Origin of the sequence: Frankia sp. BMG5.23, from assembly GCF_000685765.2 — a bacterium.
Classification (GTDB): domain Bacteria; phylum Actinomycetota; class Actinomycetes; order Frankiales; family Frankiaceae; genus Frankia; species Frankia casuarinae.
Window position 1 is genome coordinate 70,932 of record NZ_JDWE01000008.1, and the last position, 24,914, is coordinate 95,845.

Consider the following 24,914-nt stretch of genomic DNA (forward strand, 5'->3'; position numbering starts at 1 on the left):
GCGCGGTGAGACCCGCGCCGACGCCCTGACTGCGAGACTACGGGTGATCACGAGGTTTTCCGCCCGCGGGCGGCGGTCCCGGTGCGCGTTCCCGCGTTCCCGCGTTCCCGCGTTCCCGCGGCCTCCTGGTCTCGAGCGCCGGCCTCCTGGTCTCGGGCATCGTCCCCGCGTGGCGCGGTCACGGCGGCGACCGGCCCGGCCCGGCGTGGTCCGCCCGGCCGGAGAACCGGTTCCGGGCTGGTCGGGTCGTTTCCGCTACCAGCTCTGACGAGCTGGGCGGTCTGATTGCGTTGCGGGGTATATCCCATTGGTTCGGCATGACCTACGATGTGCCCGTGCACACTGGGGACGGGGCTGCCGGCGCGGGCCGCGTGTATTCTCGGCATTCCGCCGCCGAGGTCGCGGTGAGTGGGCGGGTGGGTTCCCACGGGGGCGACCCGCGTTTTGCCGCGCCGGGGTGTGAAGTGAGCCACGGGAGCACCCTGGGCTCCATCTGTGGCCCGGTCACCGGTGGAAGTGGGGCCGACGGGATTCGGCACGAGGCTTTCCTGTATCAGGGCGACGCCGGTTTCCTCAGCGCAACGCGCGATTTCGTGCTCGCCGGACTCGCGGTCGACGAGGCCGTCCTGGTAGCCGTGACACAGCCGCGGATACGCCAGTTACGCGCAGCCCTCGGTCGGGCCGCGCAGCGCGTCTCTTTTCTCGATATGGCCGAGCTTGGTCGTAACCCGGCCCGGGTTATTCCGGCCTGGCAGGATTTTCTGGATCTCGGTGTCGAGCGCGGTCGGCTGGTACGGGGGATCGGCGAGCCGACATGGCTGGCCCGGTCCGGCCCGGAGCGGCGGGAATCCATGCTGCACGAGGCGTTGCTCAACGAGGCGTTCGCCGCGCCGCCGGCGTGGCGGCTGCGGTGCCTCTATGACGTGGGCCGGATCGGCCCGGCGCTCGTTGACGAGATCTGGCGCACCCATCCCGCGGTGGTGGAGGGCGGGCTGGGCCGGATCAGTTCCCGGTATCGACCGCCCGGGTCCGCCGTCGCGAGTCCGGGCCCCGACCCGCTGGCCGAGGCCCTGCCGGACCTCGGCGTTCCCCGCGTCGAGTTCGCCTTCGGCCCGCGCGACTTGGGGCACGTCCGCGCCGAGGTGATCCGGGTCGCCCTGGCCTGGGGCCTGGGCGCCGAGCGGACCGGCGAGTTCGAGCTGGCCGTGCACGAGGTCGCCACGAACAGCGTGCACCACGGCGGGGGCCACGGAGCGGTCCGCCTCTGGACGGACGACGCCTGCCTGATCTGCGAGGTCCGCGACGGCGGCCGGCTGTACGACCGGTTGGCCGGACGCCGCCGCCCGGACCTGTCCCTGGGCGGCGGCCGCGGGCTGTGGCTCGTCAACCAGCTGTGCGATCTCGTCCAGCTCCGGTCGACCCGGGTTGGCACGACCGTGCGGATGTACATGTACGTCTAACGGGGCTTCGCCCCAGCCCGGCCGGGTCCGGCTCGCCGGCCGGGTTCGGTGGGCCGGGCAGGTTTGATGGGCCGGGCAGGTTTGATGGCGGCGGGGCCGACGCGGGAAGTATGGCCGACCCTGCACCGCTCGGCGGCCGGATCCTAGCCCCCGGACTGTCCGGCAACCTTGTCCAGGACCGCGGTGTGCAGCTTGCGGACGCCGATGGGGGCGAACGCGCGCTCGAAGAAGCCGCCGACACCGCCCGCACCGTCCCAGGTCGTCGTCGCCGTGACCAGGCTCTGGTCCGGCCCGGAGCCGTGGACGATGTGCCAGCGGGTGCACAGCGAGGAGTTCTGGTCCGCCTCGACGAGAGTGCTCGCATCGGGGACGGAGACGGTCGCGTCGATCTGACGCACCCGCTTGCGGGTTGCCTGGAGCCGATAGGCGATGCGGGTCCCGGCACCGTGGCCCCCCGCCAACACCCGGTACTCGGAGACGTTCTCTGGCCAGGCTCGGGCGCGGGCGCCCTGGTAGTCCGCGAGCTTCGCGACAACCTGCTCGGGGGTGCCCGGCACGACCCGCCTGACGACGACCTCGATCTGTCCCACCAGCTCCTCCTTCCTCGCTCCGGCCGGCTCTCGGCCGAAGTCCGCGTTCCTCCCGGCAGCCGTGCTCGTCCGGGAGAGAACCCGTGGCGCCACGGGCGGGCCGCCAGGCTCGCGTGCCCCTGACCGTCTCATCTGACCCGTAGTCCGTCGCCCTCGCCCGTCGCGCTTCCCGGCTTGACGGGCGCCGAGCGGCGCAGTTGATTACTTGGAGTTACAGTCGGCGAGCAGGTGGACGCCCACCAGAGCGGCCAGATCGCGCGCCGCCGGGCCGAGTGTGGCGAGCGCCGCCGAGAGCGTCGGGGACCGCTACCCCGGGTCGATCCCGCAATGCCGCCGGAGCCGGAGGATGAACAGCAGAATCACGAGCAGAGCCGCCAGCCCGGCGGCGGACCCCGCCGCCCGCGGGTTGTCGGCGGCCTTCTGCCGGCCGGCCGTGAGGGCGCTGCCCGCGGTGTCGCGCACCTGGCCGGCCTTCGCCGCCACCTGCGGGTGCGCCTCGAGCTGCTTGTGCACGGTCTGCGTGGCCGTACCCGCGGCGCTGCCGGCCGTCGCGCGGGCCTTCTGTGCGGTCACGGCGAGCTGCGGGTGGGCGTCAAGCTGCCGGCGTACGGTGGCCTTCGCCTGATCCGCCGTGTCCCGGGCCTTTTCGGCCGCGATCTCCGTCGTCGCCGCGACCTTCGGGCGGACCGCCTCGGTCGCCGTGGTCACCCGGCGTTTGATGTCCTGTGCGGTGCGACCGGCGACCTTCTGCGGGCTGACCCGGTCGGAGAGCTGGTCGAGGTCGCTGCCGAGCCGCGCCCGGGTCGCCTCGATGTCGGACCGGATCTTATCCGGACTCGTGCTTGTCACTGCGAACCTGACCTTTCTGATGCTTCTGCCGGTGGTTCCGCGGAAACACGGGGTGGTGGGCGGCACGGGAGTGGCGACACGGGGTGGTGGGCGGGTGGACGAACCCGAGGGTGGTGGGGGACGAACTACCCGCGGCGGCCCTGCGCCCACTGGACGTCCTCGCGCAGCGTCTCCACGGTCTGCGCCGGAGTGGGGTGGACCGTGCGCACGGTGGAACGACCCCTCATGGCCAGCACGGCCGCGACGACGCCGAGGACGACAGTGATGATGAGGGCGGCCCAGCCCAGCGCCATCACCTCCCCCAAGCCGAACATGACGGCCAACAAGGCGAAAAGCAGGGTGAAGTAACCGGCGCCGCCCGCTACGGCGAACATGCGGGCGCCCTTGCCGGCCTTCTCCACCTCCTCGCGCATCTCGGCCTTGGCGAGGGCGAGCTCCTGGCGGAACAGTGTGGAGATGTCCGAGACGACGTCGGACACCAGCTCCCCGGTTGATTCGTGGTTGCCGGTTGATTCGCGGTTGCCGGTCGATCCGTGGTTGCCGGTCGATCCGTGGTTGCCGGTCGATCCGCGGTCCCCGCTCGTGCTCCCGGCAGCCGGCGGGCCCGGCGCGGCCCGGAGAGCCTGGGTGGCATCCGATGAGGTCCGCACCCGTGCACCAGCCACGTACGGGGCGCTATCGTCCGGGTAGGGAATACCGATCGTTCCCGACTGCCGCCGGTGCGCACTCCTCATGGGTTCTCCTTGCGGCTTCTCCTGGCGGGGCGTCCGCGTAGCCGTACCCGCGGAACAACGTACGATCTGCGGATTCCCTAGGATCGGCGGCTTAACCCCGGCAGTCGCGCCACCTGGGACGAATTACCGTCTCGTCCGCTTTCCGCCGGGCTCCCGCGCCCGCGGCCGGCGCACCCGGTCGTCAGTCCACCCGTTCCTGCGGGGAGGAGTGCTCCCAGTCGGCGAGGATCGTCCGGATCCCGGTGACCAGTAGCAACGGCTGATCGAGCATGACGTGATGGCCGGCGAGCGGGATCTCGATCACCGGTGCCACCCGCCCGAGCAGGTTGTACATCTGGACACCGATGTCGGGGGTGAGCAGGCCCTTCTCGGCCCGAAAGAGCGCGACCCGGCAGTGCACCTTGCGTAGTACCTCGGGCGACGGGGTCCGGTTGCCGAACACCTTCGGGTCGAACTTCCACGTCCAGCCGCCCTGGACCGACCCGATCGAACCCCGGGCGACGTGATCGATGATGAACGGCAGCACGTAGGGCTGCTCCGGCACCGCCCGGAACCGGGCCAGCGCGTCGGTCGCTGTCGGATACACCCGCAGCGGGCCGAACGCCGTCCGGTCCCGGGCCGCCCGTTCCTCCGGGGTGAACTCCTGCACGGGGGAGTCGACGACGACGATGCCGGCGACCCGGTCCGGGTACTGGGCTGCGGTGGTGATCGTCACCCAGCCGCCCATGCTGTGCCCGATGATGATCGGGGGCGAGGCGACCTTGGCGTGGTCGATGACACCGATCACCTCGGCCGCCCAGGTACTGAGCGAGTAGTCCTCGCGCCGGTCGCTGTCACCGTGGCCGGACAGATCCAGTGCGATGACGCGGTACTCCCGCGGAATCATCGGCGCGATGTGGTCCCACCAGCCCGCGTGGGCGGCACCACCGTGGACCAGCACGATCGCCGGCCGGCCGCCCCTGCCCCAGCAGCGGTAACTGATAGTCGCGCCCGCCACCTCGGTCTCGTGCCGCTCCGGTCGGTGGTCAAGGGCGGCCTCGAACCAGGCCGGTGCTTCGTCATCCATCCCAGGTCTCTGCCGTTCGGTTCGTCGGGCGGGTGGTTCCATCGTCGCCGGCCGCGGCGACGTGTCCCACCCCTGATACAACACCGCCAGGCCTGCGTTCAGGCCGTTCGCGGCCGTGTTGTCGGATTGGCGATGAGACGGCCACCGCGGGGCGGCGATCATGTAATGCTGGACCGGCCTGCGTAGATGCGTCGGCGGTCGACCCGCCTCGGCCGATGCGCAGGACGCCCGACGCCGCCGGGTGCGAACAGCGCGTGTGCACTCGGTCCGGCGAGGTGACCGGTCCGGTACCGGAGCCCGGCGGCCCCGTGCGGCGTCACACCCGTTCCCGGGAATACGCGTCGTGTGCCACGGGCATCCCACCGCCGCGGATATTCCCGTGACCGCCGCCACTCCCTTCGCCGCACGGGGTGCAGCGAAGCATTCTGATGTTTCCCATGTGCAACAGAACCGGTAATCTAGCCCGAAATTTCGACCTTTCGGGGACTGCCGTCCGGCCCGGGCGAGCCGCCCGCCCCGTTGCCGACCCCGCCGGCCCTGGTGCCCGAGTCGTCCGTCTCCGGAGGTGCGGGGGACGTCGCCAGAACCCTGGCGATCAAAATCGGGCTGGCGTGGAGGCGGCCGTCCCACTGGCCGCCCTACGGCACACGCCGGTGCAAGATCGGTTTCCGGGAGACGGCATCGTGACCATTCTCGCCCCACGAGGCACACTGCGGCGCTCTTTGGCAAGAGTCGAGGGTGCGGAAACCGTTAGGGACCTTGGTCCCGTCGCGCCCGACAGATGGGGGTCGTACACTTTCACCAAGTCCCGACGAGGCCGTATACCTGCGTTCCCCCCGTACGTTGGGTGAGATGGTCTCGTCGGGACTACTTGTGTCCGGTTGCATCCAGACCGTTCCCGAGCGAACGGCCCTGGTTCGACCGTTGAGGATCTTTTCCTGGTCGCCCACTCCGACCGGGTGATTTCTCGACAGCCGGTCAGCCCCGGCCGGCCGCGTCATCCATCCGGTTCATCCGTCTTCAACTGATCGTCGTCCGCGTGCCCACGGGCGTGGTTCGCGTGGCGATCAGTGTCTGCCGCAGTGTCTGCTCGTTCCCGCCCTGCGTCCTCGGTCGAGGTCGCGGTTCATCGACAGGAACGGACAGCGGGGTGGCGTCCGCTGCCTCCGTGGCTACCTGGGAGAGTATTACTCGGAGTGATTGAGCGTTGCGCTGGGTATCGGAGGCGCGACGATGCAGGTCTCCCGGCCTTGGCCGTGCCCGGGAAGCGGCTGGTCGGGACCGGTGTCGTAACGGCGGTGCCGTAACGGCGGTGCCGTAACGACGAGGTCCGGACGGCTGCGGTGCTGGAGGAGCAGGTCTGGGTCGCCGTGGGCGGCCCCGTGGTCGTCGCGGTGAGTGGCGTCGCCGTCGATCACCACGTGTTGCGGGTTGGCGGTTTTTAGTGACGGATGCCTTTCCCCTCTTGCGGGAATATCGCCTTGCTGACAGGTCTGGCTACGTTCGGACAGATATGAGATGTTTCGTGGGGAGTGGCCATGGGCTGCGGACATGCCGGCGATCGGGATCGATAGCCTGTTTTGGGCATGTACCGACAAAGCCGATGGTTGCCTCCGTAGGGGTCGGAGGGAGCGCGGTAGGTCGCTGGCGGGAGGCCGGCGGAATTCGGAGTCGGTGATGCCGCGAAGGCCGCGGCTCGTCCCGACCGGGTCCTTCGTCGCGGCGCAGCCGCTATGGGGGCTGGCCGGCTCGCTCGCACGGGAATGACTCGGAAGGTAGGGGTGAACAGGTGCATGTCCCTGCGGCGCGTATCGTCTTCTCACCGGAGGATCGCGCGGAGATCGCATCGGCCGCGACCGAGATCCTGGCCACCGGTGCGCTGACCTTGGGCGTCCATACCGCTGAATTCGAGGCGGCATTCGCCGCGGCTCACGAGGCCCCGTTCGCGGTCGCCGTGAGCAGTGGAACAGCCGCATTGGAGATCATCCTTCGCAGTCACGGTGTCGAAGGCGCGGATGTCGTCGTGCCGACGAACACGTTTGCGGCGACCGCTTTCGCGGTGCTGCGGGCCGGTGCCATGCCGGTTTTCGCGGATGTGAGTTCGGACACCTTTGCCCTGACCGCCCGCAGTGTCGAGGCCGCGGTGACGCCGCGGACCCGCGCCGTTGTCCTGGTCCATATCGGTGGGCTGATCCCGCCGGACGTGGCCGAGTTGCGGGCCTTCTGTGACGATCGAGGCATCGCGCTGGTCGAGGACGCGGCACATGCCCACGGCAGCCGCCACGGCGACGGCCACGCTGGGTCGTTCGGGATCGCGGGAGCGTTCTCGTTCTATCCAACCAAGGTCATCACGAGCGGTGAGGGCGGAATGATCCTCACGTCCGATCCCGCCATTCACGAAGCCGCTCGGATCTATCGTGACCAGGGCAAAGCCGGTTTTCTCGGGAACGTCCATATCAAGCAGGGGTACGCCTGGCGGCTCAGCGAGATTCATGCGGTCACCGGCCGGGTGCATCTGCGGCATCTCGCTGACTTCCTGGCGACCCGCGCCGCCGTAGCCGCGCGGTACGACGCCGCGCTGGACACCCTGGGTACCGTCACCCGCCTGCAGGTGCCGCCGGATGGTCTCTGCAACTACTACAAGTACATCGTCCTGCCCCGCCCCGGAATCGACCGCGGCCGGCTGAAGAAGGAGCTGAAGGAACGCCACGGCGTCTCCCTGAGCGGTGAGGTTTACGAGTCGCCGCTGCACCGGCAGCCGGTCTTCGGCGACTATGCGCTCCGGTCCCTTCCGGTCGCCGAGGACATCTGCGCCCGGCACGTGTGCCTGCCCATCCATTCGGACATGACCGAGGCGGAGGCCGACCATGTGGTCGCGTCCTTCGCCGCCGCGCTGCAGAGCCTGAGCCTGGACGGATGACGATGAAGATCGCGGTAACCGGAGGGTCGGGTTTCATCGGCAGCCATGTGGTCGACCGTCTGCTTGACGCCGGTCACGACGTTCTCTCACTGGACGTCGAACACCGGCCGGTCGACCCCCGGGCTAGTTACCAGCACCTCGACGTGCTTGATCTGCCGGCGGTCACCGCCGCGCTGAGGGGCGTCGAGGCCGTCTTCCACATCGCGGGGATGTCCAATGTGGACTTCGCGTTCGCCGACCCGGTGCGCACCGTGCGGCTCAACGTCGAGGGCACCGGGAACATCTGCGAGGCGGCGCGGCAGGTCGGGGTTCGCCGGGTGCTGTTCGCCAGCACCGTCTGGGTGTACGGGGCGGTCGGTGACCGGGCCGGTTCGGCGCCGCTGACGGAGGACGCCGAGATCACGCTGGGCCGCGCCGGGCATGTCTACACCTCGACGAAACTGGCCGCCGAACTGCTGCTGCACAGCTATCAGCAGACCTACGGGCTGCCGTTCACGATCCTGCGTTACGGCATCCCCTACGGCCCCGGAATGCGTGACGAGCTGGTGCTGGCCCGCTTTGTCCGCAAGGCTCTGAACGGCGAGTCGCTGACGGTGGCCGGCGACGGTCTGCAGTTCCGCAACTACGTTTTCGTCCGGGACCTGGCCGAGGCGCACGTGCTGGCTCTGACCCCCGACGCGGCCAACACTACGCTCGCCCTCGAGGGCAGCGAATCGGTCAGTGTGCTGGAGATGGCACGGGCCGTCCAGGAGTACTTCCCCGGCACCGCCATCGAACACATGCCTGCGCGCCCCGGGGACTTCCGCGGTCGGGAGATCTCCGCGCAGCGGGCCGCGGAGGTGCTCGGATGGCGACCGACCACACCCTTCTCGGAGGGTGTCCGGCAGTACATCGAGTGGTATCTGGCAAATCGACGGCCTCCGGCTCAGGCGCTCCCGCCTGTCGGCGACCTCGATATCTCCGCGGCCTCCTCGGAGTGACCATGGCGCAGATCGGCGGTAGCACGGTGAATGGACCATCCGAAGATGATGTTGAGGCGGGGGTCGGCGGCCCGCCAGCCGCCGGCGAACCGGGGGTCACGGAACCTGTCCTGCCAGGGCCGGCCGCAGCGGGGGGACCGGTCGCCGGCGCCCTCCCCGCCGATCCGCGCACGCACGGCGTCGATGTCCGGCCCGCCGGGACGCCGACGCGACGCGGCGGCGCGCTGCTGCTGTCGGGCTCGCTCGGGATGGGCCACGACGTGATGGCACAGGCGTGCGGCGCGTCGCTCACCCGGCGCGGGTTCACCACCCGGACCGCCGACAGCCTGCGCATGCTCGGTGGGCGCAACGGCTCCCGGGGGGAGAAGGTCTTCCGTGGCATGATCGCCGTTCCGGGCCTGTATGATGCCGTGCACTTCTCACAGATGAGAACCGGTGGCCGGCTCGCCCAGGCCATCGAGAGGACCTCGAGCCGGTTCGTCGTCCCGGCATTGCGCGAGGAACTGGCCGCCCAGCCGACCGATCTCGTGATCTCGATCTTCGCTACCGGAGCCGCGGCGGCCAGCCGGGTCAAGGCCGAGTTCCCCGGCCTGGTGACGGCGGTGTTCTCCACCGACTGCTGCGTGCACCGGCTGTGGGTACACGACAACACCGACCTCTACCTGGTCACCTCGCAGACCGCCGCCCGGTACGTGCGGCGGTTCTCGCCGAACGCGCTGATCTCGGTGGTCCCGACCCCGGTCCGGGAACCCTTCTACGACCCGCCCACCCAGGAGGAGGCGCGGGCCGCGCTCGGCATCCCCGCGGACGCTCCCTGCGTGCTGCTGATGTCCGGCTCCTGGGGGCTGGGACCGTTGGTAGAGGGTGCCGCGGCCATGGCCGCGGCGGGCATCTACGTGCTTGCGGTGGCCGGCCGCAACCAGCGGTTGGCCGCGCGGTTGGCGTCTCTGTCGGAACAGCAGCACAAGGTCATCCCGTTCGGCTTCACCGATCGCGTCCCGGCGCTGATGGCGGCGAGCGACCTGGTCGTCACGTCGTCCGGGGACACCTGCAGCGAGGCTCGGGTGATCGGCCGGGACCTGCTGCTCATCGACGTGGTGCCGGGGCATGGCCGGGATAACCTTCAGAAGGAGCTCGAGCGAGGTCATGCCGAGGTGACGAACACCGACCCGGTGTCGTTGACCAGATCCGCGCTCGCGTGCCTTGACCGGGTCAAGCCACCGTCGGACCGGGTGGCGATCGGCCCGCACGCGTGGGAGCGGGCATTCGGGGCGGCTCTGGCGCAGATCGGTTTCGGCGCGGACTGGTGAGGCGAACCCACGGTTCGGGACGGATCCCGAGGGCCACGATGTTGGACGGGACATGAGCAGAGCCCTGGTGATCGGTCTGCCGACCGCGGTCGTCTCGGCGGCTCTCTACGGGATCGCGCCGCTCGTCCAGGCCCGCGCTGCCCGCCGGGAGGAGGAGAGCTCGGGGCTGGGGCTTGCGCTGCTGGCCCGACTGGTGCTGCGCCCCCTGTGGCTGATCGGCCTCGCCGTGGAGGCGGGCTCGTTCCTGCTGGAGGTGTATGCGCTGTCCGTGGCCCCGGTGGCGATGGTCGCCCCGGTGATGGCCCTCGACATGATCGTCTTCACCCTGCTGGCGCAGCGGGTGCTCGGCGAGAACATCAGCCTGACCGGCTGGCTGGGCGTGGTCGCGATGGTCGGCGGTATCGGCCTGCTCGCCTTCGCCTTCACGCGCCGAGCGGAGGTCGGCAGCTCGGCCAGCACCGATGTCCTGCTGGCCTTCCTGGTCCTCGGTCTGGTCTTCGCGCTGCTCTGCGCGTCCCTCGCCAACCTGGCCGCGGTGCGGGAGATGGTCGCGGGTGCCGCGTTCGGATTCGGGGCCGCGGCCGGGGTCAGCTACGCCATCGCCACGCTGGCGACCCGCCAGATCGGCCTGGCGGTGAACGAACGACGTGAGGGGCAGTCCACGCTGGTGGACCTGCTCACCACTCCGACGCCCTACGTCCTCGTGCTGTTCTCCGTGCTGGCGCTCGGTCTTCAGCAGCGTGGCCTGCAAGGGCGCGCCGCCGTCATCGCCTTCCCGGTGACCAGCGGGGTCTCCGCCTTCCTGCCGGTGACTCTGGGCCTGACGCTGTTCAGCGAGCCGGCGCCCGACGGCGTCCGCCGCGCGGCGTTCATCGTCGCGATGGTCCTGGTCGCGGCCGGAATCGCCGCTCTCGGCCGTGATCGGATGGCGGCAGACCGGTCCGTGGACGAACTTGAGAGCGTGCTGCGACCCACCCCCGACGACCGCGGGTTGGGGGACGGCGTCGCGCCCCTGGACGGCCGGCCGGAGGTGGTCGAGCCATCGGAGGCGGAGCCGGGGCAGCCGGCAAGGGCCCGGGACGAAGCGGCTTCTAACGCTCGTACCGGCACGGTTGCTCACCGCAGCGGCATGTCGAAGAACTTATAGTGATGCGCCGTGTGCTTTCGGTGAGATAGTCGTCGTGGCCGGCCGCTCGGGTTCACCCCCCGATCGCCCGGGCGCCCGGCCGTCTCCCGCTTGCCCGCCTCGCACGTTTCCCGCTCGCACGTTTCCCGCTCGCACGTTTCCCGCTCGCACGTTTCCCGCTCGCACGTTTCCCGCTCGCACGTTTCCCGCGTATCCCCGCCGCCCAGGTTTGCTGCCCGGCCCGGAGCAGAGCAGGCGCGGACCGGGCGATCAGGGTTTCCTCTCCGGCCGGGTCGTCGAGGCGCCGCCAGCCGCATCTCGACGACCCGGCTGGCTCGTCAGACCCCGAATCGCTGAAGGGCCTTGCGCACCCGCAGGTTCGCCTGCGCGAAGGAGATCTTTCCGTCCACGTAGGCCGACAGCGCCGCGCGGCGGACACGCTCGACGCGCTGATCTTCGATCGGAGTGTTGAGCAGGTTGGTCGTGGCGGTGGCCACGGCAATCACCTCCCAGTGGCAGGGAAACAGGGCATTGCAACTCGCGGGTGACCTCGGACGGCACACCGGACCGGAAGGCGGGGAACGAGGCGACGATGCCTCGGCCGATCCTTTCGACACGAGGTCGATCCGAGATCGGAGATGAGCAGATGGACCCGGAGAGCGGGCGGACGCTGCGCTGCGCCGCCTCGCTAGGAGGGCGACGGGATGGCGACTCTGCGCTCCGCCCGCCCCGGCTGACCGAGGATCCGGGCAGGTGCGTTATGGCGCCGCACGCGGGTAGCCGTATTATCACATATGGTCACAACGACTGCCCTCCTCCGCGTTGGGCGGGCGCTTGACGCCCGCGTGGCCTGTTCCGGTCGGGTGCAAGGTGGCCAGACGCCGACCTGCCGGGCTGTGACGGGAGACCGCAGGAGCCTTGTCACCCGATCGCCTCGCGGCGAGTGACGCGCTGCCGTATCCACATCACGTTACAATCATGTAACAACCGCGACAAGACGAACGTCCAGGCAACGAAGCTCGACCGAACATCTACAAGAGTGCGCGACCGGGAGGCATTGCGCAAGAGCCAACCGGCTCGTGGCGAGACTTCCTGAACAGGTATCTCGGCCCCCAGGCCGATGGAACGATGCCGTTGATCGAATCGTCTCCGCATGGCGGGTCCGGCCCGGCGCCGGTCCCGCTCTGAAACACCAGGGCCTGAAACACCAGGGCGGTGCATCCTGGCCCGGGCATCCCGGCCCGGGTAGGGGTTGACCGAGGATCACCCGGTTACCGGCGTGATCGGCGGGGTTACGGTCACCGGAGCGATGCGCATCGAACCGTGGGGGAGAGCCGAAAGCGGACGGCCCGGTTCCGGTCGCGACGTGCCGGAGCGACCGGAACCGGGCCGAGGCCGACCAGCGGCGATCTCGCTTTTTCCGATGGGATTTTTCGGTGGGAACAGGACATCCCACCCCATTCCCCCGGATCAGGGCTGGGTGGTGGTTCAGCCCGGGATGATCCGGCTCCGGTCGAACTCGCCGTCCCGCGCGCCGGCCAGGAACGCGTCCCACTCGGCCGCCGAGAAGGCGAGCACCGGCCCGGTCGGGTTCTTCGAGTCACGGACGGCGACGCCCCCGCCGAGCGCCGCGACCTCCACACACATACCGCCCGCGCCGTTGCTGTAGCTGCTCTTGCGCCAAGCCGCCTCGATGGCATTGTCGGTGATCGGCTTCATATATCTGATCATTTCATTTCCTCTGCGACCGAGAGTATCATCTGGATGGACTCTTCCGGCCGCAGGGCTGCCGCCAGAAGATGATCCAGCTTCACTCTATAGCGCCTGACTTCGGAGGGGCGCTCAATATAGAGACTTCCGGCCGCTTCCTCTATATAGACCACTTCGTTGTCTCCCGACTCGGGGAATCCGAGTATCGAGAATGTGCTTCCCAGGCTGGCATGCGCGCCCACGGAGAAGGGAAGTACCTGAATTGTCACGTTCGGCAGCTCGGACTGTTTGGCGAGGAACTCAAGTTGGCTTCGCATGACGGCTCTGCCGCCGATTGTCCGGCGTAGGACCGCCTCGTCCAGAATCACCCAGAGGCGAGGATGATCGGCGGCGGTGAGCCGGCGCTGCCGGTCCAGCCTGAGCGCGATCTTGCGTTCGACCTCGTCCTCGCTCACCTCCGGATCGTCGGCCCGGATGACGGGCCGGGCGTAGTCGCTGGTCTGCAGCAGCCCATGGACGAGCTGCGATTCGTAGACCGAGATCGAGGCGGCGTCGCCCTCCAGGCCGATATAGATCTCGAACCAGGCGGGGACCACGTCGTGGTAGGTGTGCCACCAGCCGTGGCGCCGGGACTCGCGGGCCAGGGCCAGCAACGCGTCCCGGCGTTCGTCGTCGGTCACGCCGTAGAGAGCCAGCAGGTCGGACACGTCCCGGGTGCGGACCGGCACGCGGCCGTTCTCCATCCGACTGACCTTGGAAACCGAACAGCGCAGCAGTTGGCAGACCTCGTCGACGGAGATGCCCGCCCCCTCGCGAAGTCGTCGTAACTCGGCGCCCAGGCGCCTTCGCCGCACGGTCGGACCGCCGCTCGTGGCCATCGCTCGTCCTTCGGGCTCTTCGGGGTGATGGATGCATCCTGCCACTTGTTCGCCACTCCTCACCCAGGGCGCGCATCGCTGGGTAGCGAAACTCTTACAGAAGCTCTTGCAGAAGAGGCGTGCAGGGGTCATGCTTACCTTGAGTAGCGATGATGCACCTCAAGGTGAGAGTGTGGGGCAGAGCTGGTTGCGGGGAGACGTCGATGGTCATCGCGCAGGGTCCGGGATGTCGGTAGGGAGACCGCGCCGAGACACGGCGCCCCGCACCTGTGGTGCCTCCATGCCCGGCGGCCGCGTCGCCGGTCCCGCATGTGTCGACGCCGGCGGCTGTCAGGCGTCACCCCTCAGGCGTCAACCGTCAACCGCCGGTTCCGGCTGAGTGGATGACGATCCTCGCCCGGAGCCGGCCATCTCGCCGTTGTCCGCCGCGCTGTCCCCGTCGTGCGGCTCTCCGTCGTGCGGCTGTGCGTCGCGCGGCTGTGCGCGGAGGGGATTTCTTCCGCGGCGGCTCCGGCGGGCAGATACACGATCATCATTATCGGACAATCACCGAAAGGCGCGACAATGACGACTCGCCAATTCCAGGTTTATGACGGCGATGGCGAACTGGTGGCCACCTTCCCGGAATGGGAGGCGGCGCACAACTGGGCTCATCTGCGCGCGAACGAGCCGGTGACCTCGCGGCCCGTGCAGATCGAGGATCGGGTCGAACGCCGTACCTGGACGATCGAGGCGGACCGCTGCCGGCTGACCGTGTGGCGGCGACGGGTCGAGTACGGATACTGCGGGAGTGGCGACCTGCGGCATGCCGCTAACGCTCGTAAGCACGCCCGGGCGTCCTGAGCCGGTCCACTCGTGGCTGCTGGTGACTCCCGCCTGCGGGTTGGCGTGGCCCCCGGCCCGTGACGGCTCCGGGGAAGTCCCGGCAAGTTCCGAGGCTTCTCTCAGGTAGTCCACAGCCTCTCCGGACATCGTCCGTCCCATGAGTTCGACGCGGCACCCGGCCCGATGGTCTCCCCACCTCGTGGTGCGTCTCGCCCTGGTGGCCTGGGGGATCGCCGTGGTGGCCCTGTGGTGGTTCGACACCTCCGCGTCCAGCGTCCACGGCGCCGGGCCCGCCATGACCGCGGTCGGTCGGGTCTGCGGCCTGCTGGCGGCCTATCTGGTGCTCGTGCAACTGCTGCTCATGGCACGGATACCGGCCTTCGAACGCGCCGTCGGTCTCGACCGGCTGGCCGCGTGGCACCGCGGCCTGGGCACGAACGTCATCCTGCTCATCGTCGTCCACATCCTGCTGACGGTGTGGGGTTACGGCTTGGCCGGGCATCATCAGCCGCTCGCCGAGCTCGTCACGGTGATCATGACATACCCGGAGATGTGGAAGGCCACCGTCGGCACCCTGCTGTTCGTGGCCGTCGGGGTCGCGAGTGCCCGGGCGGCCCGGCCGCGCATCTCGTACGAAGTCTGGTACGCGCTGCATCTCACCACCTACCTCGCCGTGTTCCTGGTCTTCTTCCACCAGACGGAGACCGGTGGGGACTTCGTCGGTCACCCGGTTAACCGGCTGCTGTGGACCGCGATGTACGTCTCCGTCGCCGCCTGTCTCGTCGTCTGGCGCCTGATCCTGCCGATCGCGGCCGTGGCCCGGCACCGGATGACGGTCGATCGGGTGGTGGAGGAGGCACCCGGCGTCGTCTCGGTGTGGATCCGCGGTCACGACCTGCACCGGCTCGGTGCGCGTCCGGGGCAGTTCCTGCTGTGGCGGTTCGCCGCCCGCGGGCATCTCGTGACCGCGCACCCCTACTCGCTGTCGGCCCCGCCGACAGCGCATCAGCTGCGTATCACGGTCAAGGCCGCCGGCGACCACTCCCGGGCGGTCGCCCTGCTGCGACCGGGCACACCGGTCGTGGCGGAAGGTCCCTTCGGACATTTCACCGCCGCGCGGGCCCACCGGGGCCGGGCGCTGCTCGTCGGCGGGGGCAGCGGAATCGGACCGGTTCGGGCGCTGGCAGAGGATCTTGCCGGTCGTGGCGACGACGTCGTGGTTGTGCACCGGGTGAGCCGGCCGAGCGATCTCGCGCTGGGACGGGAGTTTGAGGCGCTCGCCGAGAGCAGTCGAATGATCGTCCACCGGGTGATCGGTTCCCGGCGTGAGCTCGGATACGACCCGCTGGAGGCCCGCTTCCTCGATGCCGCCATCCCGGACGCCGCCGACCGCGACGTCTTCGTCTGTGGCCCTCGTGGGATGACCACCACGGTCGTCCGGGCGCTTCGCGGTCTCGGCGTTTCCCGTGACCAGATTCACACCGAGGAGTTCGATCTCCGTTGAACGACAACAACGACAACAACGACAACGCCGAAAAACCCTACCGGGGAAGGCTCGGTTTCGTGGCGCTGATGGGAGCCGCCATCCTCGTGGTCGGTGCGAAGGCCGCGACCGGACACGGGGAGCGGCTGGTGGCACTCGCCGCGTCGCCGACCGCCGCCGGGGCGACCCCTCAGCCCTCCGCCGGGGCGACCCCTCAGCCCTCCGCTCAGCCCGCTCAGCCCTCCGCGTCGGCGGGCACACCGGCCCCGTCCTTCTCCGCCACCGCGGGGTCCACAGGTTCGGGCTCCGCCGGAACGGTTACCACCCGGACGGTGACCGGGGACGCCATCGATACCCGCTACGGGCCGGTGCAGGTCCAGCTTGTCCTGGTCGGGAAGAAGATCACCGATGTGGTTGTCCTGCAGATGCCGGACCGGGAGCGGCGGGACATCGAGATCAACGAACGGGCCGTGCCGATCCTGCGCCAGGAGGTGCTCGACGCCCAGAACGCCCGGATCGACACCGTCTCCGGCGCCTCGTACACCAGCAACGGGTACGCGTGGTCCGTCCAGTCCGCCCTGGACAAGGCCGGTGCCTAGCCTGCCGGTGTCGGGCGGGCCGGTGCCGGTTCGGCCCGGACGGGTCCGCGCCGAACCGGTGATGGGCACCGTCGTCAGCATCGACGTCCGCACCCCGCTCGCCCCAGCGGATCTGGCGGCGGCGATCGAGGCGGCGGCTGCGGTCCTGCACCGGGCGGACGAGGATTTCAGCACGTTCCTGCCCGGGTCCTGGGTCTCTCGAATCCGGCGCGGCGAGGTCGACCTCGGTGCCTGTCCCGACCACGTCCGCGAGGTCTACCGGGTGGCCCGCGCCTGCCGGGAGCGGACCGGCGGCAGGTTCGACCCGGCGTGGCGGGGCGACGGCACGCTGGACCCCACCGGTCTGGTCAAGGGCTGGGCGGCCGAGGCGGCCTCCCGGGTGCTGACTGACGCCGGAGCCGCGGACCACTGCGTCAATGCGGCGGGGGACCTGCGGGCCAGGGGAGTCGCCTCGGCGCCGGGGCGACCCTGGCGGGTGGGGGTGTCGGATCCCTTCGACCGGAGCCGACTCGTCGCGGTGGTCGAGGGCACCGAGCTGGCCGTCGCCACCTCGGGGGTGTTGGAGCGGGGCGCGCACGTGATCGACCCGCGCACCGGCATCCCGGCGACCGAGCTCGTCGCGGTCACCCTCGTTGGACCGGACCTCACCCTGGCGGACGCCTACGCCACGGCCGCCCTCGCCGCCGGCCGGGACGCGTGGACCCTGCTTGTCGATCTTGCTCGGGAGGGATGGGCCTGGCTGATCGTCGACGCCGTCGGTCGGCTGGACCATTCGGGGGGATTCCCCGGCCAGGTGGCCGCCGCCGCGTCCGCACCCCCCGCATCACCCCCCGCATCGGACGGGTCCCGTTCCGCGTCCGCCGGATCCCGATGACCGGTCTTCCCGGCGAGCAGGACGAGACTGGGTGGGTGGACCGTCCGATCAGGGTCCTCGTCGTCGACGACGAGGAGGCGATCACCGACCTCGTGACCATGGCACTGCGCTACGAGGGCTTCGACGTACGCGCCGCGCACTCCGGGCAGGCGGCGTTGACACAGGCCGCCCTGTCCCCGCCGGACCTGCTCGTGCTGGACGTCATGCTCCCCGACATCGACGGGTTCGCGGTCTGCGAGCGGCTGCGGCGATCGGGGCAGGGCGTGCCCACCCTGTTCCTGACGGCCCGGGACGCCACCGAGGACAAGGTGCACGGACTGACCCTCGGCGGGGACGACTACGTGACGAAACCGTTCGCGGTCAGCGAGCTGATCGCCCGGGTCCGGGCGATCCTGCGCCGGGCCGGGGCCGCCGACGGCGCGCCCACGCCGCTGCGTTTCGCCGATCTCGAGCTCGACCCGGAGACCCGCGAGGTGCGGCGCGCCGGGCGGCACGTCGACCTCACCGCCACCGAGTATCGCCTGCTGCACTACCTGCTCGCGAACGCCCGCAAGGTGCTCACCCGGGCCCAACTCCTCGACCACGTCTGGGGACATGACTTCGGCGGTGACGCGCGGGTCCTGGAGACCTACGTCAGCTATCTGCGGCGCAAGATCGACGACGTGCCACCCCCGCTGATCCACACGGTGCGCGGCGTCGGCTACGTGCTGCGCCTGCCGCGTTGAGCCGGCCGGTCCTGTCCCTGCGGGCCCGGCTGCTGCTGGCCCTGGTGGGCCTGCTGGCCGTCGGGATGGCTCTCGGCGCCGTCGGCACGCGAGGGGCTCTGGGGGCCTACCTGCGTGGCCGGCTGGACCAGCAGGTCCGGGACGCCCATCCGCTGATGGAGCAGTTGCTCCTGCGGGCCGGCGGGGACGGGGACGGGGATGACCACTACCCAGGTTTCGGCACCACGTTCCTGGTGGGCACCTACGGCGCGTTGTACGACGGCGCCGGCCGCCGGCTCGCCGAGGCCAGCCCCGGCCCGGGTGGCCCGGGTGGTCCGGGTGGCCCGGCGGCGCCGACGCAGCGTCCGGCGGTGTCGGCACGCCTGCTCGCCACCGCCCGGCTGCATCCGGACCTCGCGACCGTCCCGCTGTGCACGGTGGGCGCCGAGGACCATGGCGGCCGGTTCAGGATGCTCGCGGAGCGCTTCGACAACGGGTATGTGCTGATCGTCGCCGTGCCCTTCGCGGAGGTGAACGCCACCCTTGACCGGGTCACCAGGATCGAGGTCGTGGCGACCTCGGTGGTCACGGCCGCGCTGGCCGTGCTGGCATACGTCATCATCCGGCTTGGGCTGCGTCCCCTGACCCGGATCGAGCAGACCGCGGACCTGATCGCCCACGGCGACCTGACCAGGCGGGTCGCCGACGCGGACCGCCGGACCGAGGTGGGTCGGCTCGGGCTCGCCTTCAACGCGATGCTCACCCGGATCGAGGCGGCGTTCCGGGCGCGTGAGGTCTCCGAAGGGCGTCTGCGCCGCTTCGTCGGGGACGCGAGCCACGAGCTGCGGACCCCGTTGACATCGATCCGCGGGTACGCCGAGATGTTCCACCGCGGCGCCGCGGAGCGGCCCGAGGACCTGGCGATGGTCATGCGCCGCATCGAGGAGGAGTCCGCGCGCATGAGCGAGCTGGTGGATGACCTGCTGCTGCTCGCCCGGCTGGACCAGCGACCGGTGCTGGAGCGCCAGCCGGTCGACGTCGCGGCGATGGTCCGTGACATCGTCACCGACGCCCGTGTGGTGAGCCCGGGACGGACGATCGAGGTCGACGTGCCGCCGATCCTCGAGGTGCTCGGCGATGAGGGCCGGCTGCGGCAGGCCGTCGGCAACCTCGTCCGCAACGCCGTCGTCCACACCCCGCCCGACGCCGGGATCTCCGTCTCCGTGGGCCCCCTCGAAGCCGGCTCCCCGGGGCCGACGGGCGATGGTCCCACCGACGGGATCGTGGTCTCGGTGGTCGACCACGGCCCGGGCGTCCCCGAGGATGCCGTGGCCCACCTCTTCGAACGCTTCTTCCGGGCCGATGCCGGGCGGTCCCGGGACGCCGGCGGGACCGGTCTGGGCCTGTCCATCGTCGACGCCGTCGCCACCGCGCACGGCGGGCGGGTCGAGTACCGGCCGACCCCGGGCGGCGGGGCGACGTTCCGTCTCGTCCTGCCCGGTCCGTCGCAGCCCGACTGACCTGTTCACCTTCGCCGGAAACGGGCCCGGAGACGTGGCGGGCGCGCGCTAGGCGGCGAAGGGGGCGGAGTTCTGGTTCATCACCTCGGTCGTGCTGGCCGGCGCCCTGGGCCCGCGGCGATCCGGATCAGATAGCTCGGGTAAGATGGCCGTCACCACAGGTGATCGTCTTGAGGGGGTGAGACCCATTTCCGCTGTGTCAGGGTGGGTGCTCTCCTCCCGCGGTCGCGCGGTTCGCTCGAGGTAGGCGATCGGGAGGGTGCCCTTCGGCATCCCGAAAGGCTTCCCGTGTCGACATCCGGCCCTTCTCCTTCCTTTCTCTCCCCTTCTCGTCCGTCCTTTCCCTCCTCTTCTCGTCCGTCCTTTCCCTCCTCTTCTCGTCCGTCTTCCTCACCGTTTTCGTCCCTGCCGCGGTCCGTCGTCGTCACGCGGCTGCGGGCCGCCGGCTGCGTCTTCGCCGAGGACGAGGCACGGCTGCTCGTCAATGCGGCCCGGACCCCGGGCGAACTCGCCGCGATGGTGCGGCGGCGCGTCGCCGGTCTGCCCCTGGAACACGTGCTCGGCTGGGCGGAGTTCCACGGCCTGCGGATAGCCGTGGACCCCGGGGTCTTCGTGCCCCGCCGCCGCACGGAGTTCCTTGTCGATCAGGCGGTCGAACGGGTTGCCGGCCGGTCCCGGCCGGTCACTGTCGTCGATCTGTGCTGTGGCTCGGGGGCGATGGGGGTCGCGCTGGTGGCAGCCCTGCCCGGGATCGAAGTACACGCCGCCGACATCGAACCGGCCGCGGTGCGGTGCGCCCGCCGCAACCTCGCCTCCGCCGGTGGCCAGGTCTACGATGGTGATCTTTACGAGCCGCTGCCAGCCGTCCTACGGGGCCACGTGGACCTGCTGGCCGCGAACGCCCCCTATGTACCCACCGACGCGATCGAGCTGATGCCGCCGGAGGCTCGCGAGCACGAGCCGCGGGTGGCGCTCGACGGCGGGGCGGACGGGCTCGATGTTCTGCGGCGGGTGGCCGCCGAGGCGCCGCGGTGGCTGGCCCCGGGCGGTCACCTGCTGGTCGAGACCGGCGAGCGGCAGGCGGCATCGATCGTCGAAGCCAGCGCCCAGGCCGGTCTGATCCCCACGGTCGCCAGTTCCGCCGACCTGAACGCCACCGTCGTCATCGCCACCAGGCCGGCCGCGGCTCCCGTGTCCGCGGTGGGCGCGGCAGCTGGACAGCTGCCGCCAGTCGGGTAGGCCCAGCCCTTATCCGCGGCTGCCCGCGGAAAGGCCGCGGGCAGCCGGATGCGGCCGGATGCAATGGATGCGGATGGACCGAAGCCGTCCTCGGTGAATCCCCGGGACCTGCTCGTCAGCCAACAGGAGATGTTTCAGGGCAGGACGTCGTAGGTGTAGGTGTCGGTCATGTCGAGCACGCTGCGGGGGGTCGCCGGGGTGCTCGGCGTGCTCGACGTGCTCGACGGGGCGAACGGGGAGACCAGCGGGTCGTCGATCCGATGGCCGAGGAGGCTTGCCGGGGCGGTCATGTCCGGCTGGTACACGCGGCCGTGACGCCGCATCCAACCCTCCCAGACACGGTCGACGTTGCAGTGGTGCACGAAGAAGACCGGGTCGTTGGGGGACGACGCCAGCGACATGTCCCTGCCCCCGCCAACCCAGCGGTGGACCTGGTTGTGCAGTCCGGTGCCGATGAAGCCTTCGAGACGGTTGCGGAACCCCCGCGAACTCACGTTGAAGGGAGCCTCGTCGTAGCTCGCGAGTGTCGGATCGGCGACGGTGTCGAAGGCTGCGGTGATATCGGCGTTGCTCGGCAGGATCGACGATCCGAACGTGGCGCTGCCGAATCTACGCCGCACGCCGCGTTCGGCGACCTGCTGGAGCGCGCCGCTGCTGCTGGTGGAGATCCGTACCCGGAAGCTGGTCGGGTCGGCGGGGTCGAAGAAGAACGCACCGCCGGGGATCGGGGTGCCCTGGCCCCCGAAACCGTCCGGGGTGTTCCGCCACAGTGCCGAAGCAGCGGGGTTCGGCGCCGTGGCGGGGGCGGAGGGTGTCCCGTCGCGCGCCCAGTCCCAGTAGGGCAGCCCGAAGTTCGGGTCGCCGAGAACGCGCTGGAGGTGCACTTCCAGCCAGCCAAGCATGACCCGGTGCCAGGGCAGGAAGACGGGGCCGGCGTGCGCGGCGTTGCGGTTGCTCGGTGACCCTCCCGGGGGGACGGGGGTGTTCATCGCGATGACATGCCAGATGACGAACAGGTCGTAGGTCCGTACCGGTCGGCTCGGACCGGGGATGCCGAACTGATTCGTGCGCAGCGTCGTAGGTTCGTGTTTGAGGAGCTTGATTCCGCGGATATAGGCCTTTCTCGCGTCGTCGTCGAGAAGGATGTCGCGCCGGACGACCGCCATGTCATGCCCCTTCCGGGAGCTCGTCGTGGGCGTCGTGGGCGTCGTGGTGATGGTGCTCGCCCGGATCGCCGTGCGGGCCATGGTCGTCGCCAGAGGCCCCGGGGGAGAACTCCTCGGGGAAGGCGGTGATGATCAGGCGTACCAGGTCGACGACCGAGGGGATCTGATAGTTGGGCAGGCCGTGGCAGTGTGCCGTGCCGTCGTTGGAAACCCCAATGTGGACGTTCAATGGTTGGCCGTCGACGGTGATCTCGTAGGTGGTCGTGATGACGACGTGGTGACCGTCGAAGTCGTCCTCGCGGACACTGCGGGCCGGGTCGCCATGTACGTGTTCCGGCCGGGGAAGGCTAGCAAGATAGTTGGCGAGAAAGGCGGGATGAGTGACGTCTGTCGGGTCCGGTGGCATGTAGTTCCCCCGAATTCCAGGCGGTGCGGTGAGGTGGTGAGGCGGTGAGGTGACCAAGAATCTACCGACGGTACGGGTCTGGCAACGAGGTGTCGTCCAGGCGTCTGTGCGTCACGTGGGCCGGCGACGCCGCGGCGCCGCCGGTGCCGGGGATGCGTCAACCTGCCGACCGAGGTGTTATCGGATGGTCGACAGCGCCTTGTTCACGTCTTCGGCGTCGAACTCGACCGGGTCGAACTCGACCGGGTCGAACTCGACCGGGTCGAACTCGTCTGCGTCCCGCAGGCCCAGCCATTCCAGGCGTTCGTCGTGTTCCGGATGGCCGGGGTCGCCGAGGACCTCGACGAGCTCGCCGATGCGGGCTGCTGATCGCGAGATCGTTGAGGTCCGCCTTGACCTGGGCCTCCGCCGTCGCTTGGAGAGGGCCGGGTAGCCGCCGCGCGGGATGATGTCATCACCGCGGCGGTCGCTCAGCTCGAGCCGATGCCCAACGTCCCGCCGGCTGCCGAGGTTCGGTCGATGAGAGCGGCGATGCCGTCGAGGATCCGGTCCACGCCGAAGAGAAACTCCTCGGTCTCCTCGAAGCCCGCCGGGCCGTCGCCGATCTCGCCCGCCCAGGCGATGCGGTGCAGCCGCGGATAGGTCCGCTCGTCGACGAGCTCGCGCAGCAACGCCTCGAAGCCCCAGACAGGCGGCGCGTCGCCCCCAGCCGGCCCTGCCTCCGCGTCAGCTCCAGCCCCAGCGCAAGGAGCCACAGCCGTCCGGGCCTGGGCGGCAGCCCGGGCGGCATTGTGGGCCATTCGGGCCTCGCTGAGGGCGTACGAGCTGAGCAGGCCGATCACGCGGAGTTTGTCGGCGTCAGACAGGCTGGTGCCGTCGAGGGTCTCCAGCCCCTTTTCGACGAAGGTCAGCGAATTCGGCGCAAGCGGGGGCGCGGCCATCGGCATCTGGGTGATCCAGGGATGGCGGTCGATCATCTGGCGCTGGACGATCACCCAGGCTCGCAGCCGGGCCCGCCAACCATCGCCCTCGATGACGAGGCTTTCGGCGCCCTGGGCGCTGGCGTTCCACATCATCTGGAGCAGCTCGTCCTTGGTGGCCAAGTGCCGGTAGAGCGACATCGTCGTGTAGCCGAGCTCCTTCGCCACGCGGGCCATCGACACCGCGTCCAAGCCCTCGGCGTCGGCGATCCGGGTCGCCGTCGCCACGATCGCGTCTACCGACAGCTCCGGCCGCGGCCCGCGCTGACCACGCTCGCGGCGGCCCCAGAGCAGGTCGAGGCCCGGCGGTAGCGGCGGTGACTTCTCGCTGACCATCGACCTCCCTCCTTGACTGCGAGAATACGGCTTGACGTCAACTGTATATGGCGCATACCTTTCATGTATGCCATACACAGTAATCGCGGACGGGATCCGCAAGTCCTACGATGGCCGGGCGGTGCTCGACGGCGTCGACCTGGCTATCGAGCAGGGTTCCGTCTTCGCGCTTCTCGGTCCGAACGGGGCGGGCAAGACGACGATGGTGCGCATCCTGGCAACCCTGGTCGCCCCTGACGCGGGGACGGCCGTGATCGCGGGCTGTGATCTGCTTCGCGACCCGGTCGGCGTCAAGGGCGCGATCAGCCTGACTGGCCAGTACGCCGCGATCGACGATCTGCTTACCGGCCGGGAGAACCTCGAGATGATGGCGCGGCTGCGCCACCTGCCCAGGCGCGTGGTCCGGTCCCGGGTCGACGACCTGCTGGCCGAGTTCGACCTGGCCGACGCCCGGGACCGCCGGGTGAAGACGTACTCCGGCGGGATGCGCCGGCGCCTCGACCTGGCGGCCAGCATGGTCAAGCGGCCCCTCCTGTGCCAGCGCGGGCACAGGCACCGCGGGCAGCGGACCTGCTCGCGTGACCGGGTGCCACCCTCAGAATGATTGTTCTCGATACCAATGTCATCTCCGAGCTCATGCGCGCAGCACCAGCCGACCGCGTCGTAAGGTGGGTAACCAGCCGACCCGGTGACGCCTTGAACACGACCTCGATCACCGTGGCTGAGGTCCGTTACAGCCTCGTCCGACTGCCATCCGGTCGCCGCCGTGAGTTGCTGATGGCAGCCGCGGACGATGTCTTCTCGGCGTTCCAGGACAGAGTCCTGCCCTTCGCGCCACGGCGGCCCGTCACTACGCCAGCCTCGTGGTCGAGCGTGAACAAGCCGGGACTCCGATCAGCGGCTTCGACGCCCAGATCGCGGCTATCTGTCGAGCCCGCAACGCCGTCCTGGCTACCCGCAACACCAGCGACTTCACCGGCCTGGGCTTGGAACTGGTCGACCCCTGGGAGGCCGAGGTGCTGCCCGCCGAACTGCAGGTTGCGTTCCGCCTCAAGCGCCGTCAGCAGGGCTAGCATCGGGCCGCCCACCGGCTGGTCCGTCGGCGGAGGTTCGTGGACGCCCGATATGATACGGGCTGCCCGTTCCGCTGCGTGCCCGA

Annotated in this window: 25 protein-coding genes and 1 pseudogene; 16 read left to right on the forward strand and 10 right to left on the reverse strand. The window is 69.9% G+C overall.

The genetic code is table 11. The features are described from left to right. Positions 1-335 precede the first annotated feature (335 nt). Positions 336-1,460 (forward strand): sensor histidine kinase, encoded by a 1,125-nt coding sequence (locus BMG523DRAFT_RS05885; protein WP_235462906.1) that lies wholly within the window; start codon positions 336-338, stop codon positions 1,458-1,460. A gap of 143 nt (positions 1,461-1,603) precedes the next feature. On the opposite strand, the gene BMG523DRAFT_RS05890 is transcribed toward BMG523DRAFT_RS05885, so the two are convergent. The 4 genes from BMG523DRAFT_RS05890 to BMG523DRAFT_RS05905 all read right to left on the reverse strand — a co-directional run bounded on the left by BMG523DRAFT_RS05890 (position 1,604) and on the right by BMG523DRAFT_RS05905 (position 4,699). Continuing rightward, positions 1,604-2,050: an SRPBCC family protein gene (locus BMG523DRAFT_RS05890; protein WP_011434688.1), complete on the reverse strand. Its 447-nt coding sequence runs from the start codon at positions 2,048-2,050 to the stop codon at positions 1,604-1,606. A 306-nt stretch (positions 2,051-2,356) separates the two neighbouring features. Continuing rightward, positions 2,357-2,899 (reverse strand): DUF3618 domain-containing protein, encoded by a 543-nt coding sequence (locus BMG523DRAFT_RS05895; RefSeq protein WP_023840147.1) that lies wholly within the window; start codon positions 2,897-2,899, stop codon positions 2,357-2,359. 125 nt (positions 2,900-3,024) lie between these two features. After that, positions 3,025-3,633, reverse strand: coding sequence for a phage holin family protein (locus BMG523DRAFT_RS05900; protein WP_043590601.1), 609 nt, complete (start codon positions 3,631-3,633; stop codon positions 3,025-3,027). Between the two features lie 181 nt (positions 3,634-3,814). Next, the gene (locus BMG523DRAFT_RS05905) at positions 3,815-4,699 is read right to left on the reverse strand and encodes an alpha/beta fold hydrolase (RefSeq protein ID WP_023840146.1); all 885 of its coding nucleotides are present in this window, start codon (positions 4,697-4,699) and stop codon (positions 3,815-3,817) included. Between the two features lie 1,789 nt (positions 4,700-6,488). On the opposite strand from BMG523DRAFT_RS05905, the gene BMG523DRAFT_RS05915 reads away from it, so the two are divergent. From BMG523DRAFT_RS05915 to BMG523DRAFT_RS05930, 4 genes are read left to right on the forward strand one after another with little or no spacing between them, the layout of a single operon-like run. Continuing rightward, entirely contained in the window at positions 6,489-7,619 is a 1,131-nt protein-coding gene (locus BMG523DRAFT_RS05915; RefSeq protein ID WP_011434692.1) for a DegT/DnrJ/EryC1/StrS aminotransferase family protein, read from the forward strand. A gap of 2 nt (positions 7,620-7,621) precedes the next feature. Next, entirely contained in the window at positions 7,622-8,599 is a 978-nt protein-coding gene (locus tag BMG523DRAFT_RS05920) for an NAD(P)-dependent oxidoreductase (protein ID WP_035731106.1), read from the forward strand. A gap of 2 nt (positions 8,600-8,601) precedes the next feature. Next, positions 8,602-9,909 (forward strand): glycosyl hydrolase, encoded by a 1,308-nt coding sequence (locus BMG523DRAFT_RS05925; protein WP_011434694.1) that lies wholly within the window; start codon positions 8,602-8,604, stop codon positions 9,907-9,909. A 52-nt stretch (positions 9,910-9,961) separates the two neighbouring features. Then, positions 9,962-11,056 carry a DMT family transporter gene (locus tag BMG523DRAFT_RS05930; RefSeq protein WP_011434695.1) on the forward strand — a complete coding sequence of 365 codons (1,095 nt, stop codon included), beginning with the start codon at positions 9,962-9,964 and terminating at the stop codon, positions 11,054-11,056. 317 nt (positions 11,057-11,373) lie between these two features. Here the strand turns inward: BMG523DRAFT_RS05930 and BMG523DRAFT_RS25640 are convergent, their stop codons facing one another. From BMG523DRAFT_RS25640 to BMG523DRAFT_RS05940, 3 genes are all read right to left on the reverse strand, one after another. Further along, positions 11,374-11,532 carry a hypothetical protein gene (locus BMG523DRAFT_RS25640; RefSeq protein ID WP_023840144.1) on the reverse strand — a complete coding sequence of 53 codons (159 nt, stop codon included), beginning with the start codon at positions 11,530-11,532 and terminating at the stop codon, positions 11,374-11,376. 991 nt (positions 11,533-12,523) lie between these two features. Next, positions 12,524-12,754, reverse strand: coding sequence for a DUF397 domain-containing protein (locus BMG523DRAFT_RS05935; RefSeq protein WP_232234982.1), 231 nt, complete (start codon positions 12,752-12,754; stop codon positions 12,524-12,526). An 8-nt stretch (positions 12,755-12,762) separates the two neighbouring features. Then, a complete protein-coding gene (locus BMG523DRAFT_RS05940; RefSeq protein WP_023840143.1) occupies positions 12,763-13,623 on the reverse strand; it encodes a helix-turn-helix transcriptional regulator in 861 nt (286 codons plus the stop codon). 564 nt (positions 13,624-14,187) lie between these two features. Between BMG523DRAFT_RS05940 and BMG523DRAFT_RS05945 the strand changes: the two genes are divergently transcribed. The 7 genes from BMG523DRAFT_RS05945 (at position 14,188) to BMG523DRAFT_RS05975 (ending at position 20,867) form a co-directional block, all read left to right on the forward strand. Continuing rightward, complete coding sequence (locus BMG523DRAFT_RS05945; protein WP_011434699.1) at positions 14,188-14,466, forward strand: hypothetical protein; 279 nt, start codon at positions 14,188-14,190, stop codon at positions 14,464-14,466. A 139-nt stretch (positions 14,467-14,605) separates the two neighbouring features. Then, positions 14,606-15,952 (forward strand): ferric reductase-like transmembrane domain-containing protein, encoded by a 1,347-nt coding sequence (locus BMG523DRAFT_RS05950; protein ID WP_011434700.1) that lies wholly within the window; start codon positions 14,606-14,608, stop codon positions 15,950-15,952. Next, entirely contained in the window at positions 15,949-16,530 is a 582-nt protein-coding gene (locus BMG523DRAFT_RS26290; protein ID WP_023840141.1) for an FMN-binding protein, read from the forward strand. Before BMG523DRAFT_RS05950 ends, BMG523DRAFT_RS26290 begins: the two co-directional genes overlap by 4 nt. A 61-nt stretch (positions 16,531-16,591) precedes the next feature. Next, positions 16,592-17,404, forward strand: coding sequence for an FAD:protein FMN transferase (locus tag BMG523DRAFT_RS05960; protein WP_082456618.1), 813 nt, complete (start codon positions 16,592-16,594; stop codon positions 17,402-17,404). Further along, positions 17,401-18,129: a response regulator transcription factor gene (locus BMG523DRAFT_RS05965; RefSeq protein ID WP_011434703.1), complete on the forward strand. Its 729-nt coding sequence runs from the start codon at positions 17,401-17,403 to the stop codon at positions 18,127-18,129. The genes BMG523DRAFT_RS05960 and BMG523DRAFT_RS05965 overlap by 4 nt, the downstream gene beginning before the upstream one ends. Further along, positions 18,126-19,628 (forward strand): cell wall metabolism sensor histidine kinase WalK, encoded by a 1,503-nt coding sequence (locus tag BMG523DRAFT_RS05970; protein ID WP_011434704.1) that lies wholly within the window; start codon positions 18,126-18,128, stop codon positions 19,626-19,628. Before BMG523DRAFT_RS05965 ends, BMG523DRAFT_RS05970 begins: the two co-directional genes overlap by 4 nt. 405 nt (positions 19,629-20,033) lie before the next feature. Further along, positions 20,034-20,867, forward strand: a complete 834-nt coding sequence (locus BMG523DRAFT_RS05975) for a putative protein N(5)-glutamine methyltransferase (protein ID WP_049761034.1) — start codon at positions 20,034-20,036, stop codon at positions 20,865-20,867. A 134-nt stretch (positions 20,868-21,001) separates the two neighbouring features. On the opposite strand, the gene BMG523DRAFT_RS05980 is transcribed toward BMG523DRAFT_RS05975, so the two are convergent. Beyond that, positions 21,002-22,033 (reverse strand): tyrosinase family protein, encoded by a 1,032-nt coding sequence (locus BMG523DRAFT_RS05980; RefSeq protein ID WP_023840138.1) that lies wholly within the window; start codon positions 22,031-22,033, stop codon positions 21,002-21,004. A 1-nt stretch (position 22,034) separates the two neighbouring features. Beyond that, the gene (locus BMG523DRAFT_RS05985; RefSeq protein WP_011434707.1) at positions 22,035-22,439 is read right to left on the reverse strand and encodes a hypothetical protein; all 405 of its coding nucleotides are present in this window, start codon (positions 22,437-22,439) and stop codon (positions 22,035-22,037) included. A gap of 174 nt (positions 22,440-22,613) precedes the next feature. On the opposite strand from BMG523DRAFT_RS05985, the gene BMG523DRAFT_RS25210 reads away from it, so the two are divergent. Continuing rightward, positions 22,614-22,808: a hypothetical protein gene (locus BMG523DRAFT_RS25210; protein WP_043590605.1), complete on the forward strand. Its 195-nt coding sequence runs from the start codon at positions 22,614-22,616 to the stop codon at positions 22,806-22,808. A gap of 101 nt (positions 22,809-22,909) precedes the next feature. Here BMG523DRAFT_RS25210 and BMG523DRAFT_RS05995 read toward each other — a convergent pair whose 3' ends face one another. After that, the gene (locus BMG523DRAFT_RS05995; RefSeq protein ID WP_011434709.1) at positions 22,910-23,755 is read right to left on the reverse strand and encodes a TetR/AcrR family transcriptional regulator; all 846 of its coding nucleotides are present in this window, start codon (positions 23,753-23,755) and stop codon (positions 22,910-22,912) included. A gap of 67 nt (positions 23,756-23,822) precedes the next feature. Here BMG523DRAFT_RS05995 and BMG523DRAFT_RS06000 point away from each other — a divergent pair, with 67 nt between their 5' ends. From BMG523DRAFT_RS06000 to BMG523DRAFT_RS25825, 3 genes and pseudogenes are all read left to right on the forward strand, one after another. Beyond that, a complete protein-coding gene (locus tag BMG523DRAFT_RS06000; protein WP_011434710.1) occupies positions 23,823-24,359 on the forward strand; it encodes an ABC transporter ATP-binding protein in 537 nt (178 codons plus the stop codon). Between the two features lie 32 nt (positions 24,360-24,391). Continuing rightward, positions 24,392-24,484: pseudogene (locus tag BMG523DRAFT_RS27245) on the forward strand (VapC toxin family PIN domain ribonuclease); the annotation flags it as partial. Between the two features lie 134 nt (positions 24,485-24,618). After that, the gene (locus BMG523DRAFT_RS25825) at positions 24,619-24,828 is read left to right on the forward strand and encodes a hypothetical protein (protein WP_023840136.1); all 210 of its coding nucleotides are present in this window, start codon (positions 24,619-24,621) and stop codon (positions 24,826-24,828) included. Positions 24,829-24,914 lie beyond the last annotated feature (86 nt).

Bases quoted from the DNA above. Each gene is read 5' to 3' on its own strand.
- BMG523DRAFT_RS05900 (WP_043590601.1), bottom strand. From the start codon at position 3,633: ATGAGGAGTGCGCACCGGCGGCAGTCGGGAACGATCGGTATTCCCTAC.
- BMG523DRAFT_RS05905 (WP_023840146.1), bottom strand. From the start codon at position 4,699: ATGGATGACGAAGCACCGGCCTGGTTCGAGGCCGCCCTTGACCACCGA.
- BMG523DRAFT_RS05920 (WP_035731106.1), top strand. From the start codon at position 7,622: ATGAAGATCGCGGTAACCGGAGGGTCGGGTTTCATCGGCAGCCATGTG.
- BMG523DRAFT_RS05925 (WP_011434694.1), top strand. From the start codon at position 8,602: ATGGCGCAGATCGGCGGTAGCACGGTGAATGGACCATCCGAAGATGAT.
- BMG523DRAFT_RS05930 (WP_011434695.1), top strand. From the start codon at position 9,962: ATGAGCAGAGCCCTGGTGATCGGTCTGCCGACCGCGGTCGTCTCGGCG.
- BMG523DRAFT_RS05935 (WP_232234982.1), bottom strand. From the start codon at position 12,754: ATGAAGCCGATCACCGACAATGCCATCGAGGCGGCTTGGCGCAAGAGC.
- BMG523DRAFT_RS05940 (WP_023840143.1), bottom strand. From the start codon at position 13,623: ATGGCCACGAGCGGCGGTCCGACCGTGCGGCGAAGGCGCCTGGGCGCC.
- BMG523DRAFT_RS05945 (WP_011434699.1), top strand. From the start codon at position 14,188: ATGACGACTCGCCAATTCCAGGTTTATGACGGCGATGGCGAACTGGTG.
- BMG523DRAFT_RS05950 (WP_011434700.1), top strand. From the start codon at position 14,606: ATGAGTTCGACGCGGCACCCGGCCCGATGGTCTCCCCACCTCGTGGTG.
- BMG523DRAFT_RS05960 (WP_082456618.1), top strand. From the start codon at position 16,592: ATGGGCACCGTCGTCAGCATCGACGTCCGCACCCCGCTCGCCCCAGCG.
- BMG523DRAFT_RS05965 (WP_011434703.1), top strand. From the start codon at position 17,401: ATGACCGGTCTTCCCGGCGAGCAGGACGAGACTGGGTGGGTGGACCGT.
- BMG523DRAFT_RS05980 (WP_023840138.1), bottom strand. From the start codon at position 22,033: ATGGCGGTCGTCCGGCGCGACATCCTTCTCGACGACGACGCGAGAAAG.
- BMG523DRAFT_RS05985 (WP_011434707.1), bottom strand. From the start codon at position 22,439: ATGCCACCGGACCCGACAGACGTCACTCATCCCGCCTTTCTCGCCAAC.
- BMG523DRAFT_RS05995 (WP_011434709.1), bottom strand. From the start codon at position 23,755: ATGGTCAGCGAGAAGTCACCGCCGCTACCGCCGGGCCTCGACCTGCTC.
- BMG523DRAFT_RS06000 (WP_011434710.1), top strand. From the start codon at position 23,823: ATGCCATACACAGTAATCGCGGACGGGATCCGCAAGTCCTACGATGGC.